Raw genomic sequence first — 14,866 nt, 5'->3', positions numbered from 1 at the left:
CCGCGCTCTCCGCCTCGATCGAGGGTCGGTGTTGCTGACCACTGGATTCCTGGTCAGTCAGAAACGAGAACCGTCCTGCGGCGCGAGCCAGGGATGCAGCGGCGCTGATTACACGCAGGCCGAGGAATCCATACGCGGCACATAATTCCGCGACCCGAGGCAAGTTTGCGACTAGGGCAGAGGCCCGCCATCAGTCGCAAACCTGAGAGCCAGGAGCAGTCTCCTGCCGCAAGCAAATTCACCAATCCAAATAGGCATCGGATAGGTGAAGGTGGAGCGTCGAGCGCCGCCCAGCGCCGTCATCACAACGCCCCTCAAGGGATTTGACGCGACCTGCAGAGTGTTGAAGTTCATCAAGCAGGGTGACCGGGGGCTGGTGTCTTCGATCAGTGACACGGATTCGCCACCGGGCAGACGCGAAGGACCGCTCTTCACCGCCGTGTGCCACATGCTGAACCTAGACCATCGTATGGAAGAGCCCGAGGGGCAGATTCCCCCTAGCCATACGCCTGCGTGGTCTTTAGCCCCTTGGCGTACGCAGCCTGCCCCACGTATTGGAGGCAACCGGCAATGGTTCTGACGAGTCGCCCCCCGAGAGTGGGCGGCCGGTCCCAGCGCGGGTCGACGATCCGGTCGAGGGCTTCGTCGTCGACGGTGTTCAGAAAGTGCACGGTCTGACCGTGAACGGCGTCGTAGTATTCGCGCAGCAAATGGCGCGGCGCCCGCACCGCATCAAGCTGGTGGGTCAAATGGGCGTAGCCGGTGTCGCGTTCGGACAGTGGGAGGTTGAAACGGCAGGCAACCCCCTGCGAGGTCCAGACCTGTTCCAGGCCCACGGCGGCGCCGACTTGCGCGTTCTCGACCCTGCCAAGATGCCAGATAAGCCATGCCATCGAGTTGCCGTTGCCCGTAGGCTGGTGGACCAGCGCCTCGTCGTCGACACATCCAAGAGCCTCGGCCACAGTTTCGCGGATACGGCCGAAGGTGTCCAGCAACAGTTCGTTGGATTTCATCGAGTCACCTTTCACTGCTCATGTGCTAAGCCTCAGGCTTGCATGGATGCCGCACGGCTCAACATGCAGCGCTTCAGGGCAGCAGACGCTTAAGGCGCAGACGGCGCCAGGCGAAATTACCGCGCCCAGGGCATTGCCTGAAGCGGCGCCATCGTCGCACCCATGGGTAGAGGCCAGCGCCGAGACCACGGGCGGACCGTGCCGCCGGAGCGTCCCCGCACCACGAAAGTCATGAAAGGTGTCCGGTGATGGCAGGCATCGACACGAATGTGAATCAGAAATTTCAGTACTGCGACTACTATAATTTTCATCTCCCTCGCGGGCTTCCTGGCCCGGGTCGATAGGAATTACGGCAGCGAGCCGGATATGCGGTCTTCGATCCCGCCCATATCGTGCAACGCTGGTTGCATGGATCTGGAGGTGTCGCCCGCGCTCACGATTCCCGCGTCGGAACTCGGCTGGCGGTTCTCGCGTTCTTCGGGTCCAGGCGGTCAACACGTCAACACCTCGGACAGCCGCGTCGAGCTCTCGTGGAACGTCGGCGACTCGGCGGCGCTTTCGGATGGCCAACGGCTGATGCTGGTCACGCGTCTCGGACGACGTCTCATCGCCGGGGTGATCACCGTGACCGTCTCCGAGCGGCGCTCTCAGCTGCGCAATCGCGAGATCGCCCTGGCCAAGCTCTCCGACCTCGTGGCAGAGGGTCTTGCTCCCGAAGCTGCTCGCCGCCGGGCGACCAAACCCACCCGGGGCTCGAACCGTCGGCGCCTCGCCGCAAAGGAACAGCGGGCGGCGACGAAACGGCAACGAAAGCGTCCGACCGCCGAGTAGCACCGTCCAGTCGACAATTTTCAGCCGCGGGGCAGCGAGAGCGTGTAAATAGCGACCTGCTCGCAGTGAAATAGGCGAGCTCGGCGATGCTCAGCCCGACGAATGCAGGTGTGGGCATCGTCCTGCGCGGGCGTCCTCAGACACGTTGATTCAAGCTCGGGCCGTCCTCACGCCCGGAAACCAACCGGCAGGTACCTCCAAGTGTTCAGAGTCCCTGTGTCCGGATTTGTCGCAGTTGTAGAAGGGGCCCTGGCGGGGTCCGACAGGACACTGATGTGGTGGCCGGCGTGGTCACGCCACCACACGCTCATTCCTGCGGCTCCGTCGAGGCGCAGATGCTCGACGGCGCGGCCGGCGCCTTCGCTTCTGACCAATCACGCCCGCCCGCCCATCGCCGTTCATGCCGCTGACTGATGACGCGCCACAGCAATCGAGGACGACCAAGGTACAAGAGCACGCTCAGCAAGTCATGTCGATAACCGCGCATCCAGATATGGACAGGCATGACTTATCAGCCACAGCTAGAACGGCGATGGAAGAAGGCCCCGGTCCCGCACACCACCCTGCTGTGGACGTTCCTGACACAGTCCATGGCGGGAGTACCGCCACAGCATTCGGAAAGTCATTCACACAGACCTCATGGGTGCATGGACTGGTGTCAGCAGAAATAGCCAAGGACGGGTGTCAGCGATGGTCCACGGCATCACACGCACGCGGGTGTGGACAATGTGCACACCACCTTTGGACGGACAAACGGGCCACCAGCCTCTCCCCCAAGGCCACAGGAAGCAGCGAAACGAGGCCAAGAATCCTCAAGAAACTTTCGCCAGCTCATGTCATCACCACGAGGCCACGACATGAATAGGTACAGGACCGACCAGGGCCACCACGAGCAACCAGAAAGGAGACCCGAATGACCTCACATTCCAGCAGGCGGAGGGCACGCTAGCCAGGGCCCTGAACCCGCCACCCACACAACTTCATAGGCCACCGCGGCGGCCAGTCAACAGGCCGCACCAAGCGTCAGAGGGACCCGAATAGGGTCAATGTACACACTTTAAAGCAAAAACCCCCTCTCACGAGGGGGTTTACTGTGCCCGAGGTGGGACTCGAACCGGACTCCAGCCCTTGCAAATCCGCCACTCCCCGGAAGACATCGCCAATCCGGCCCAGTCCGGCCCCGGTACGACCCAGTTCAGCCGCCAGGGCGTGGACATTGTGCACCCTGCTTTCCTGCCGTGTACTCACCCGGTCTGGGCTCACGGGCAACTCCAATAGCTAGGACGGCCAAAACTCGTGCCGTTGCTCCACAGGGCCATCGTCAGGTAAAGCTGAGCGGGCATACTCCCTAACCTTGCGCGGGGTTCAAACCCCTGGCGTACGCGGACTGGCCCACATGCTCGAGACAATCGGCAATAGTGCTGACCAGCCTCACTCCTAGAGTGACCGGCGGGTCCAGCGGGTGTCGACGATGCGGTCAAAGTCCTCGTCGCCGAGGGCTTCCAGAAACTCAACGGCCTGCCGGTGAACGGCGTTGTCGTATTCGAGCAAACCCCTGCCAGATCCAGACCTGTTCCAGGCCGGCGGCGGAGGCGACCTGCGCGTCCTCTACCCGGCTGAGGTGCCAGATCAGCCAGGCAATGGAGTTTCCGCGGCCCGCGGGCCGACGGGCCAGAGCCTCGTCGTCGACCCCTTCAAGAGTGGCGGCCACGGTGTCAAGGATCCGGCCGAAGGCGTCCAACAGCAGTTCGTTGGACTTCATCGAGTCCCCTCACGGTGCATGTTCGTTGAGCACCCATGCTTGCATGGAAACGGCGCCACCGGATAGGGCCCTGCCCCAGCACGAAGCGCCGGTCCGGGCTGACGAGGCGGGTCCGTTCGTGGCCGTAGTTGGTCGTGAAGGTGACGGTGAGCCTGCCGCTGTGGGCTCCATGACCACCAGCGGACGTCGGGTTGGGGTAGCTGACCTTGCCGTGGATGACATCGTGAAGCGTCGTTAGCCTGCCGCTGTGACATCGCCTGGGCTCCTGACCGCGGCTAGCTTATTCCAGAGCTCATGGCCGGAGGACCGCAGGGCGGCTTCACCCTGTTCTCTAGGCACGCAGCTGCGTCCCGGTAAGTTGTTGCAGCCCAGCATACTTGGAGGTCGACACGGTCGATCGCGGCCTTGGCCCATTCCAACGTTCTGGCTACCGTTCCATCTTCGAGTTGACGCAGTCTGTTGCGTATCCATGATCGGTCAGCCAGCGCCCGGTCCACAGCAGCTTCTCCCAAGCCTGTCGCAGCACGCTTGCCGCTGCTGTAGATTCTGAGCCTGCCACGGATTCCCTGGCCCTGACGCTCCCCCGCCATACCCACGTAAACGACTCGTTCAGTGCCAGCTTCCCGGGCGACGTTCACGCCCGGGCTTGTGGTGGCCTGCTTGCAGCCGGGTCAAAGGCCACCCAGCGTGACCATTCCCTGTATGCATTCCGGATCGATGTCTGCCGCTTCGATTTCGCGGCGTGGCTGAGCACTTCGAGAATGACATCGCGACTGGATACCCCTCGCCCAAGAGTCGGTTCCAGGACTGGTCTGCCGGATGAGGACATCGCAATACCCTTAGCGCTGATGGCGTAGATCCGCTTGAGAGTGGCGGTACCCTGCGGCGGCAATGCCGTGCACGGACGAAACATCCGGGATGGTGGCGACGACGGCCAGCCGGTCGAGGTCGACAACGTGGATGGTTCCGTCTCCCAGATGGGTTGACGGCCTCGGGGACGACCCCGAGGAGAGCAGCCGCAGGTCGTTGCATGCTTTCGACAGTTTCACGGCGATCCGCTTCAGGATTCCCGAGAGCTGGACCAAGACGCCCACTCCCCCGTGGGGTTCAGGAGGTGTGCTGCACTTTGTCTTGCGGCGTCAGTGTCGCCAGTAGTCCTCCCATCATCGCCTTCAGATAGCGTTGGCCTGGCCCGCTGGGGTGGTCGCCGTCGGGGCCGATCAATTCATCCGCGCGCCCCACAATCCACCGGCCTTCTATCGGATCCACAAAGGTCGCGCCCGCTTCAAGCGCCGCGGCCTTGTCCTGATCACGCACCTGGAGCCGTTCGGGTTCCGGAGCGTCTGTGTAGCACGGGGGCCCCACGACAATAATGACGGCTCCAGGCGCCGCCACTTTAGCCGCTGCATAGGCGTCCGCGGCGGCGCGTTTGAGTTGCGCCTTGTCGGAGCCCATGTCATTTTCGGAGCCAAAGAACATGACTACCTGCGTCCCAGCGGTGACAGCCGCTGCGACTTGTGATCCGAAGGTCTCCGCGTCCTCGCCTGCCCTGACATACCCGCTGCCGTTTTTTGCAGCATTGACGATGTCCAGCGGATGATCACCTGATTGGAAGTCCATCATGATGAGGTTCGGCCAGGCTTCCTCGCGGGCTGTTCCATACCCGGTGCTGAGAGAATCCCCGATAATGACGACGCGCGCCGGCGCCGCGGAACGGGTGTGGCTCGCGTGGGTTGCCGGCGGGCCGGACGTGGCCAGGGGGCAGATGAGCATTGAGCACACCGCGAACACGGCAAATGAGTGTAGCCGAGGTCCCCGTTCACCGATCCTAACCATTCGCGGCGCATCCTTCACAAGGGGGTACCTGCTGTAGTCCGCCCACTACCCGCTTGTCCAAAATGAAGTCCGCGTCGACCAGATTGCTGAAGCGGCCGGCCCTGGCGGCCATCAGCAACGCCGGCCGCGTGGAAAAGCATGCGCCGGCTTCGTCAGCATGGCACCGACAATGAACATACCGATATTGGCCTGTGCCACTTTGTCATCCGTGCGTTCCCGCAGCCCACTGCTGGGGTGTCCAGCTCTCGGGCGCGCGGATGCTTCCAAGGTTCCTTGGCCCCCACCTCGGCGGTCAACGTGTCCAGTTCCTCTATGAGGGACTCCGTGACCGCGGCAGTGTCGGCGGCGACACGTGCCCGCGAGTTCCCCACAGCTCGGCGTCCCGGGTCAGTCCGCGCGGCAAGCAGTTCCCCGGCGGGCGAGACCAGGGTGGCCGTGTTGAGCCCCAGCCCGTCACCGCCGTGGGCAGGCTTGTCGAGCGCGCCGTGAACGTAGATCCTGTTGGTGCGGGCCGCTTGGGCCGCAAAGGTGAAGGTGGCACGCGTCAGCAGATTCTCCGCCTCCTCCGCCGGGACCGTATCCGGCAGCGTGTCCGCCGGGTAACGGGACAAGGTGGTCGGGGCGGAAGAGAACCTACGCTCGGAGGTTGGCCGCACGGGCTGTCCCCCCATTCAGTACGGTTTCTAGCGCGGCCGGAGGCGATTCAAGCCTAGTTATTACAAACACGGACTACTCCACTGAGACAGATGTCACTAAATGAACATTATTCATTTATTATGAGTGGAGAGATCTACGGAAGGCAATGAAAAATGAACACCATTCTTTTAAGTTCTTAACAGCCGGGGTGGAGGCACCCGACAGCACGGCCATGGCCCATGCGGCATCCGGCCGCGCCACTCCCACCGCGAAGCTGTGCCCCGAAAGCGCCGAATGAACACGAGTCCCCCCGCTGGTGCCTCCGGCATACCGGCGTAGTCAGCAGCGTCATCCGGCGAAGAAGCCGTCAGAAACCGGGTCTGACCGGATTGGGCGGCCTATTCCCAGTCACGCCGCCCAGGAACCGGAGAGTCCGTTTCTGATGGCATCGAGGCCAGCCACCATCGCCTCCAGACCGAAACGGAATGCGACATCAGCTGACGTGGACCCGGCGCTTCAATCCTGGTTCCGGACCGCTGCCGTGAAAACCGGGCTGGACCCCGCCCGATCACCGGTGTGGAAGATGTCGTCCGGTCCGGTGATGTCCAAGGCTGAGCCGAAGATGAAGGATTCCAGTGAGACGATGGCCGGAACAATTTGCTCCTGCGGTACGCCGGCTGCCGAGAAGGCAGCAGCAATAGTCTCCTACATCTTCAGGGTTTCCGGCGCGCCCGTCACGGTAGGACCAGGCCCAACGGCGCACGGCTTCCCTGTTACCTTTTTAGTAGCCCCTGAATGGGTAAGACTTGGGGTTGCTGGCCTGTCGGTCCCGGCATGATTAAGTCCCCAGTCATTAATGATCCGGGGGGGGGTGTTGTCGCCGGGTTCGGAGACACTTGTTGACCGCTGATAGGGACAAGACCGGACCAACGCGTCCAGGTCTCTTCGTAACGTGGGTGCCGGCATCGGTGTCATGACTGCGGCCAGATAGTGGTGCAAAGGAGCGCCCAATATGGATCGGGGATTCGACGTTTACTGCGGACTCGATGCCGGCAACAGCGAACACCACGCCAACGCACTGGCCTGCGCCGGCGAACGGCTCTTTGATAAGCCGCTCCCGCAGGACGAAGCCCGGCTGCGGGAGCTTTTCACTACGCTCCAGCAGCATGGGAAAGTGCTTATGGTCGTTGACCAGCCCAACACCATCGGCGCACTGGCGGTAGCGGTGGCCAGGGACTGCGGCTGCGAAGTCGCCTACCTGCCAGGGGCTGGCCATGCGCAAAGCGGCGGACCTGTATCCGGAGAAGTCCAAGACCGCTGCCCGTGACGCGTTCATCATCGCCGAGACGGCGCGGGCCATGCCGCATACGCTGCGGGCCGTTGACCGGGACAGCGAGGTCCTCTCCGCGCCGAAGGTGCTCTCCGGGTTCGATGCCGATCTGACGCACGAATGCACCCGCGCGATCAACCGGCTGCTGCAGATCTTCCCTGCCCTTGACCGGGCTTTCCCGCGGACCGTGCTGACCCGGGCTCTGGTGCTCGAGCTGCTGATCAAATCCGCCGGTCCCACCGGTCTGCGCGCTGCACGCCGGTCGAAGGTGCTGCAGGCTGGTCGAAGGTGCTGCGCTGGGCCCGCAACCATAGCCGGAAGGACCCGGCCAAACTCATCGACGCGGTCTTCACCGCGCTCCGGGAGCAGAGCGTGACCGTAGCGGGAACCGAAGCGGTCGAGCTCGTCATTCCGCGCGTGGCCGGGCAGATCAAGGAACTCAAACACCAGCCCGCCATCGTGGCCGAGGAAGTCGAAAAACTCCTCGATGACTTCCCTCTTTCCCGGGTCTTGATGTCCATGCCGGGAGTAGGCATCAAGACCGCAGCGACGATACTCCTGACCATCGGCGACGGCAGCAGCTTCAAAACCGCCGGCCACCTCGCCGCGTACGCCGGCATCGCACCGGTCACCCGGCGCTCCGGCACCTCCATCCGCGGAGAATTACCGGGCCGCTCGGGCAACAAACAACTCAAGAACGCGCTCTTCAGATCCGCCTGGATAGCGTCCTGCCATGACCCGTTGTCCAAGGCCTACTACGACCGAAAACGCGCCGAAGGCAAGAAACATAACGCCGCCGTCGTCTGCCTAGCACGGCGCCGCTGCGACGTCCTCTTCGCCATGCTCAAAAGCGGAACCCTTTACCAGGAAAAAACTTCCCAAGCAGCTTGACTAAAAGCATAGGGACACGCCCCACGGTTCCGAGGCGAAACCACTGACGTCAACCATGATCATGACTTGGTCTTGAAGCCACCGCAGCACGTCCTGCTTCGATGTGAAGTGGTTGTAGAGAGCGGACGGGGCTACGTCCAACTTCTTGGCCAGATTGGAGATAGTGAAATCGGCGTAACCCTCGGCTTCAATCAGCTGCAGGGCAGCGACCGGGATCCGTTGCTTCGAAAGGACCTTGTGTGGGCCGCCCGGCGCCGCGGCGCCGGGCGAACTGCTGTGACAGGGCCAAGACGCTTTCCTCCGGTCAGGGCTATGAGGCCGATTCGATGGCTATTCGGCAGCCATCGTACCGTCGCTCTTTTCCAAAGCCCGCGAACTAGCCACGGTACGGCCATGCTAAACGAAATCAATTCACGATGGAGCTGTGTCCGCCACGGAGAGACCCGGGACGCCTCCCTGCGGAGCACCGGGCAGTCTCAGCACATCCCTCCGGCCGGCCCCGCGGGTGTCGCCTTCCGGGCTGCAGGGGAGGACGCCTGGGCTTAACCGGCCGGCATGCTCGGCCAGGGACCACTGGCGGGTTGCTTTTGGGTGACGCAGCGGATACCGCCGCCGGGTACGAAGATTTCCGGGCGTCGACGGTGCGGATTAAAGCCGCGTCTCATTGCCTCAGCCACCGCTCAAATGACGGGTTGCAGAGGCAAGCATGAGAGCGCTTCTCGCGAACGAGGCTGATTGCTTCTGAGCTCGGCATTCCTGCGAGGATGAGCGCTCTTGCGACGACGAGCGCCGATCTGTTGAGGCCCGCTTGGCAATGAACAAGAGTCGGCCCGTCTGCTCGGCAGGTATTGACCCAATTCGCGATGGCATCGATTTGCGCAAAGCCTTGATCCTCACTGTCGTACATGGTTACGAGGAGCAGCGAGCTGATGGGATGCCCTACGGCGTACGATTCCCATGGGTACAGCGAAACCAGATGCTTGACGAATTTGGGGAGCATCAAGCTGTCTTGGCAGCCACCTTGCCAGAGGTTTGGAGCAATTTCGCTGATGAACGGTACATCGAAGGGGATTCGACCGTGCATGGAGATTCCACTCATGCGCTGGACAGTCGGATCGAACTGAATGTCAATCCTCGTCGGGTCCACAGTCATGTCCGCTCCTTCAGCAGAACCCTAGATTACATTCTCCGTCATTTCGCCCTCCACCCACAGCCCGGTCTTTCCCGTCGGCTCCCACGGCGCCTTGTAGGCTTCCGTGACGAGCCCCTTATCCCGCAGATGATGTCAGGGACGCCAAAGGAGAGGCGCAAAGTGGTCTGAAACCCTTGGATCCGGAAGACGGATAGAAGCCAGTCCTTCTAGATCTTCGAAAAATTCCCCCGGTGTCATGTCGCCGGTCCTCATCGACTTCGATGGAGCTGCCTCTCCACTGGCCTGGCGCACGCCATGTCGGAACGTCGAGCCGAAGGCTCGCAGCCCCACGGAGGTGACCCCTGATGCCATGAGAGCAATGTCGACAGGACCCGTCGCCAGGCCAGGCAGGAAGCCGGTGCACCAGATTGGAGTGAGTCGCGTCAACGGCCGGCACGCCGTCGCCATTCTGGCCGTACAGCCAGTCGTTGTACTGGAAGTCGTTGTCCTTCCGGCTCTTGAAGAGCAGGTTGCGCAGCGTCCGGGCCAGTCCGGAGATGTGCCAGGATTCGCCGCAGATGCGGGCGGTGCGCTGGACCCGGGCCGTGCGGCCGGCGCGGAGGTTGTTGAATTCCTTGATCGCGTCGTCCCAGGCTTCCGGGTTGACGCCGTACGCGGTGAAGACGGTGCCGTTGCTGATGTCCTGCAGCACGGCTGCGTCTTCGAGCGCCTGGCAGGCGCCCTGGGCGAGGTACTGGAGCACGGGATGCGCGGCGTCGCCCATCAGCACCATCCCGCGGGCGACCCAGTTTTCGACCAGGTCGCGGTCGTACATGGGCCATCGGATGCCGGTTCCCAGGTTCTTCAGCGCTTCCTGAACGGCCGGGACGCAGTCCTTGTACGCAGCCTCAAGCTGTTGGGCCGGCAGCTGGCCGGATTTAGGCCTGGGGTCCGGTGTGCTAGGGCTGGCCGGGCCCGCGCAGGTCCATGGCTTCATGGATCTGCAGGGCAAACCAGAGCTGGGCCAATGTGGAGGTTTCCGTCATGTCCAGGCCGGTCAACTCACTGATCTTGCGGATCCGGTAGATGATGGTCTGCCGGTGGGTAAACAGGGCGGCGGCTGTTTTCTGCCAAGAACGTTGTGAGTCCAGAAAGGTTTTCAGAGTGAGGATGAGATCCGGTTGGCGACCCCGCTCGTATTCAAAGACGGGACCGAGAAGCCGTTGGACCAGAGCAGTGCCTTCTTCATAGCCTGTGAGGCCCAGCCATGACGGACCTTCGGCGTAGCGAACCAGTTGATTTGTGCTGCTCCCCGCCGTTCCCAGTGCCCACAGCGATTCCTGAAGCGCCTTCTGCACCCGGGCAGCTGTGCACGGGGTGCTGACTCCGATCCTGACATCCGCTGTGACAGCGTGACGCAACAGCTCATCAGAGCATTCCGTGGACACCACGATGTGGAGCTTGTTGGCCCTCCGCTGGCAAACGGAGGCGAATCCATGACGCCACAGCTCCAGATGGATGTTGGCAAGGTTCCGTCCCTCGTCGCTGGACATGGAAACCAGGAGAAACTCCTCCGGGATGTTGAAGTCGGCCAAGCGGCTTCCCACTTCGGCAGTCCCAAAGCGGCCATCCAGAGCTTGCAAAAGAAACTCGGCCCCCAAGCGGCGCTGGTTCTCCAGTGCAAGTACGGTCTGGGACAGTTCCAGGCCAAGCACGGTGGCTGCGTGAAGCAAGACGACTGCATCCGGATGTGGCTCCGAACCCGGCAAGACAACCAGCAGGGCGTGGGGGTGGGTCGGGATGTCCATCATGAGAATGTGACTGTCGCCCACGCGGTGCCACTGGAATTTCTTGGCGGAATGGGAGGCGCGCCCAATTAAAGGCTCCAGATCCCGGGCCAACTGACTGGGGAGCGACTCACCATCGGGATGCCACGGGTGAAGACATCGCCGGTCCAGTACGAACAGCTGCGAATCCAGCTCGGACGCAACTCCCGCTACCAGATTCCGCCAATGGTTCCCGGCTGTGCCTGCCAGTCGCAACAGATCATAGATCCGGGCCGTCTGGCGCAACCTGCGCGACTCTTCCAACAGCGACGACTCTGCCACCGAGTGTGCAATGGCAATGAACGGCAGTGGATAGGGCACATTGATCAGGGGCAGCGGCAGCCTGTCACAGGCATCCAAAAACTCCGGCTGCAACTGTGGGGCGTGCATCTTCTCACCAATGGCCAGGCCGCTGGCTCCGGCGTCGACCAAGGCCTGGGCCAGCTCGACTTGTCCCGCCGCATCGGGCGGGATCGACAAGCCATTGGTCATCATGATCTCGCCGCCGGTGACCCATTCCCACAGCCGCGGTAAATCGGAGGTGTGCGCCCAGGCGATGCGATTTCCCAAGCCATCGGAGCCCGCGATCAGGCTCAGGCCAAGCTGGGGCTCTGCCAACAGTTCTGCAACGGTTATGGACATGCGACCGCTCCTTCATTGGTGCGGCGGCATGACCGTCCGCGGGCGCTTATACAAATGTATAGTCCATCATGCCTTAAGTAGTCAATTGGGTCATGTACAAGCCGATGCCAGCCACGAATGATGGAGTTAGCTAGTTCCCGCGCAACTATAAGTAGCCACGAAAGAGGGTCCGCAATGACCACCCACAACCCCATTGGCCCTGTCGATGCCACCAAAGTTCCCCGCTATGCCGGGCTGGCCACCTTTGCAAAACTGCCGCAGATCGACCAGGTGCCCGACTACGACATCGCCATTGTCGGTGTTCCGTTCGACGGCGGAACCTCCTACCGCCCCGGCGCCCGGTTCGGTCCCGCGGCCGTTCGTGAAGCTTCACGGCTGCTGCGCCCCGGCTACCACGTAGAGCTCAATGTTGAGCCCGTGAAAGGGGCGCAGATTGTGGACGCCGGCGACCTCGCCTGCACCCCTTACGACATCACCCGTGCCGTGCAGGAAATTGAGGAGCAGGCTCTGCCGCTGATGGGCGAGGGCAAGCGGGTGATTGCCATCGGCGGCGACCACACCATTGCCCTGCCCATGCTCCGGGCGCTCACCAAAGTCCACGGCCCCGTGGCCTTGCTGCACTTTGACGCGCATCTGGATACTTGGGACACCTACTTCGACCAGCCCGTCACGCACGGAACCATCTTCCGCCGCGCCTTTGAAGAAGGACTGCTTGTGGTGGACAGCTCGATGCACGTGGGCATCCGCGGCCCCGTTTATGACCGCACGGACTTCCTCCGCGACCACGAATTCGGGTTCCAGATCATCCGCTGCTCCGACCTGGACGTCATCGGCGTCCCCGCCGCCATCCAGCAGGTCAAGGACCGCCTCGGCGACACCCCGGTCTACGTCTCCATCGACATTGACGTCCTTGACCCGGCATACGCTCCCGGCACGGGTACACCCGAAATGGGTGGCCTGCACTCCCGCGAGCTGCTGGCCCTGCTTCGCGGACTGAACGGGATCAACATTGTCGGCGCCGACGTCGTCGAAGTTGCCCCCGCCTATGACCATGCCGACATCACCTCTGTTGCGGCGGCAACGCTGGTCTTCGACCTGCTGGGGCTGATGGTCAACCGCAGCAAGGGTGCCACCGTCGTCGACGAACGAAACCTGGAGTCTGCCTCGGTCTAGGCGGTTTGCCTCCACCAGGAACCATACTGCACTCCCGCCACCTTGGTGGCGGGAGTGCAGTACGGTTTAAGGCGGTCCCGCTGACCCTCCGCGAAGCCGGCGGGAAGCCTGACTATACATATGTATGAATCGCATCGACATCGCTGTCCAATCACGGGATATCTAAAGTGACGCCCATCACGAATGATTAAACAGTCAGCTTCCTAGCTCACTGAGGGCAACCAGGAAGACAACGAGGTTTTCCATGAACTCTGGGAGCACGTCATGAGTATGAGATCCACACCCTCCGCAACAACTGAGGTTCCTCGCCTTGAGGACAAGACCATCCAGCCCATCCCGCTGAACGAACGCCACGGAAAAGCCAGGGACCTTTTCACCATTTGGTTCGGCTCGAACATCATGATCATGACCATCGTGACCGGCGGCCTTGCAACCACGGTGTTAGGACTCAACTTTGCCACCGCCGTCGTCGGCCTCATCATCGGCAACCTCGTTGGCGGCGTCTTTATGGCCCTGCATTCCGCGCAGGGACCGCAGCTGGGCGTTGCGCAAATGGTGCAGACCCGCGGGCAATTCGGCTCCTTTGGAGCGCTGCTCATTGTCGGCATCGTCGTGATCATGTACGTCGGGTTTTTCGCCGCCAATCTGGTGTTCGGAGGCCAGGCAATGGCCGCGGTGAACAGCGGTATCAGCGTTGACGCCGGCATCATTCTGATCGGCGTGGTCAGTGTCATAGCGACGATCTTCGGCTACCGCCTCATCCACGCCTATGCCCGCTTCTTGAGCATCGTCGCCGGCGTGGCCCTGCTGCTGGCGTTCATCTGGATTCTCTTCGTCCACGGATTGCCTGCAGGATTCCTGACTCAGGGAAACTTCAACTGGGTCGGGTTCATGGGAACCATTTCCGTCTCCGCGCTCTGGCAGTTGGCCTACGCCCCCTACGTCTCTGACTACTCCCGCTACATGCCGCAAGGGACCGGCTCGCGCCCAGCCTTCTGGGCCTCCTACTCGGGCTGCGTCTTGGGGACGCTCTTTCCGATGGTGCTGGGAGCTTTGGTGGGAACCCTTGCGGTGGTGGTCACCGTGGATCCAGCAAACGTGGACATCGTGGGGAGTTTGGGAGCCCAGCTCCGCCCATGGACGATGATCATCATTGGAATTTTCTGTCTCGGTGTTGCCGCCTCGAACGCCATGAACCTCTACTGCGGCGTCCTGTGTACCCTCACCATTGGGCAGACGTTCAAGCCGAGCTGGCTGCCACGCGCCAAGACGAGGACCGTGGCAGCGATCATTCTCTTTATCGTCGCCGTGAGCATCGCTTTGTTTGCGCGTGACAACTTCATGCTCCTCTACCAAAATTTCCTCTCGTTCCTGCTTTACGTTCTAGTCCCGTGGACGGCCATCAACTTGGTCGACTACTACCTCCTCCGACACGGCGACTACAGGGTTGAAGACTTCTTTCGACGCGATGGCGGGGTCTATGGCCGGTTCAACTGGGTTGCCATTGGATGCTATGTCGCCGGCACACTGGTCCAGGTCCCCTTCTCAGCAACGGCCATTTACACAGGACCCGTCGCCGCAGCCATGGGCGGTGTCGACCTGTCATGGATCGTCGGCCTGGTCGTCGTCGCCCCCCTCTACTACTTTGTCGCACGCTTGTTTCGAAAGACGGCGGACCCCGCGAGCGTCCCGTCCCCAGAATTGGTGACGGAACCGATCTGACACTGCGCGGGCACACAACACCCCGGGCCAACACGCAGAACCTCCCAACGCCGAATAGGCACAGAAAGCAAA

13 protein-coding genes and 2 pseudogenes are annotated in these 14,866 nt (G+C 62.1%); 5 read left to right on the top strand and 10 right to left on the bottom strand.

Annotated features, from left to right (window positions below; translation table 11 throughout):
- Positions 1-497: 497 nt before the first annotated feature.
- Positions 498-1,013, bottom strand: a complete 516-nt coding sequence (locus ACQCST_RS10235) for a mycothiol transferase (RefSeq protein WP_426995688.1) — start codon at positions 1,011-1,013, stop codon at positions 498-500.
- Between the two features lie 408 nt (positions 1,014-1,421).
- Here ACQCST_RS10235 and arfB point away from each other — a divergent pair, with 408 nt between their 5' ends.
- Positions 1,422-1,844 carry an alternative ribosome rescue aminoacyl-tRNA hydrolase ArfB gene (gene arfB / locus ACQCST_RS10230; RefSeq protein WP_426995687.1) on the top strand — a complete coding sequence of 141 codons (423 nt, stop codon included), beginning with the start codon at positions 1,422-1,424 and terminating at the stop codon, positions 1,842-1,844.
- A 167-nt stretch (positions 1,845-2,011) separates the two neighbouring features.
- Here arfB and ACQCST_RS10225 read toward each other — a convergent pair whose 3' ends face one another.
- Positions 2,012-2,155 (bottom strand): hypothetical protein, encoded by a 144-nt coding sequence (locus ACQCST_RS10225; protein WP_426999144.1) that lies wholly within the window; start codon positions 2,153-2,155, stop codon positions 2,012-2,014.
- 1,037 nt (positions 2,156-3,192) lie between these two features.
- Positions 3,193-3,606, bottom strand: a pseudogene (locus tag ACQCST_RS10220) (DinB family protein).
- Positions 3,607-3,649: 43 nt separating this feature from the next.
- Here ACQCST_RS10220 and ACQCST_RS10215 point away from each other — a divergent pair.
- The gene (locus tag ACQCST_RS10215; RefSeq protein WP_426995686.1) at positions 3,650-3,844 is read left to right on the top strand and encodes a hypothetical protein; all 195 of its coding nucleotides are present in this window, start codon (positions 3,650-3,652) and stop codon (positions 3,842-3,844) included.
- A gap of 601 nt (positions 3,845-4,445) precedes the next feature.
- On the opposite strand, the gene ACQCST_RS10210 is transcribed toward ACQCST_RS10215, so the two are convergent.
- The 3 genes from ACQCST_RS10210 to ACQCST_RS10200 all read right to left on the bottom strand — a co-directional run bounded on the left by ACQCST_RS10210 (position 4,446) and on the right by ACQCST_RS10200 (position 6,113).
- The gene (locus tag ACQCST_RS10210) at positions 4,446-4,691 is read right to left on the bottom strand and encodes a hypothetical protein (protein ID WP_426999222.1); all 246 of its coding nucleotides are present in this window, start codon (positions 4,689-4,691) and stop codon (positions 4,446-4,448) included.
- 22 nt (positions 4,692-4,713) lie between these two features.
- Positions 4,714-5,379, bottom strand: coding sequence for an SGNH/GDSL hydrolase family protein (locus ACQCST_RS10205; protein WP_426995685.1), 666 nt, complete (start codon positions 5,377-5,379; stop codon positions 4,714-4,716).
- A 215-nt stretch (positions 5,380-5,594) separates the two neighbouring features.
- Positions 5,595-6,113: a hypothetical protein gene (locus tag ACQCST_RS10200; protein ID WP_426995684.1), complete on the bottom strand. Its 519-nt coding sequence runs from the start codon at positions 6,111-6,113 to the stop codon at positions 5,595-5,597.
- 977 nt (positions 6,114-7,090) lie between these two features.
- Here ACQCST_RS10200 and ACQCST_RS10195 point away from each other — a divergent pair.
- Positions 7,091-8,299 (top strand): annotated as a pseudogene (locus tag ACQCST_RS10195) (IS110 family transposase).
- Here ACQCST_RS10195 and ACQCST_RS10190 read toward each other — a convergent pair.
- From ACQCST_RS10190 to ACQCST_RS10175, 4 genes are all read right to left on the bottom strand, one after another.
- Positions 8,300-8,452, bottom strand: coding sequence for a hypothetical protein (locus tag ACQCST_RS10190; RefSeq protein WP_426999143.1), 153 nt, complete (start codon positions 8,450-8,452; stop codon positions 8,300-8,302).
- Positions 8,453-8,960: 508 nt separating this feature from the next.
- On the bottom strand, positions 8,961-9,452 hold the full coding sequence (locus tag ACQCST_RS10185; RefSeq protein ID WP_426995683.1) for a protein-tyrosine phosphatase family protein: 492 nt from the start codon (positions 9,450-9,452) through the stop codon (positions 8,961-8,963).
- Positions 9,453-9,567: 115 nt separating this feature from the next.
- Entirely contained in the window at positions 9,568-10,266 is a 699-nt protein-coding gene (locus ACQCST_RS10180) for a hypothetical protein (protein ID WP_426995682.1), read from the bottom strand.
- Between the two features lie 124 nt (positions 10,267-10,390).
- Positions 10,391-11,899 carry a PucR family transcriptional regulator gene (locus ACQCST_RS10175; protein ID WP_426995681.1) on the bottom strand — a complete coding sequence of 503 codons (1,509 nt, stop codon included), beginning with the start codon at positions 11,897-11,899 and terminating at the stop codon, positions 10,391-10,393.
- A 174-nt stretch (positions 11,900-12,073) separates the two neighbouring features.
- On the opposite strand from ACQCST_RS10175, the gene speB reads away from it, so the two are divergent.
- The gene (gene speB, locus ACQCST_RS10170; RefSeq protein WP_426995680.1) at positions 12,074-13,072 is read left to right on the top strand and encodes an agmatinase; all 999 of its coding nucleotides are present in this window, start codon (positions 12,074-12,076) and stop codon (positions 13,070-13,072) included.
- A gap of 264 nt (positions 13,073-13,336) precedes the next feature.
- Positions 13,337-14,794, top strand: a complete 1,458-nt coding sequence (locus tag ACQCST_RS10165; RefSeq protein ID WP_426995679.1) for a purine-cytosine permease family protein — start codon at positions 13,337-13,339, stop codon at positions 14,792-14,794.
- The last annotated feature ends 72 nt before the right edge of the window (positions 14,795-14,866 follow it).

The organism is Pseudarthrobacter sp. N5 (assembly GCF_050157035.1).
Taxonomy (GTDB): domain Bacteria; phylum Actinomycetota; class Actinomycetes; order Actinomycetales; family Micrococcaceae; genus Arthrobacter.
This window is presented reverse-complemented; position numbering and strand designations above follow the sequence as displayed.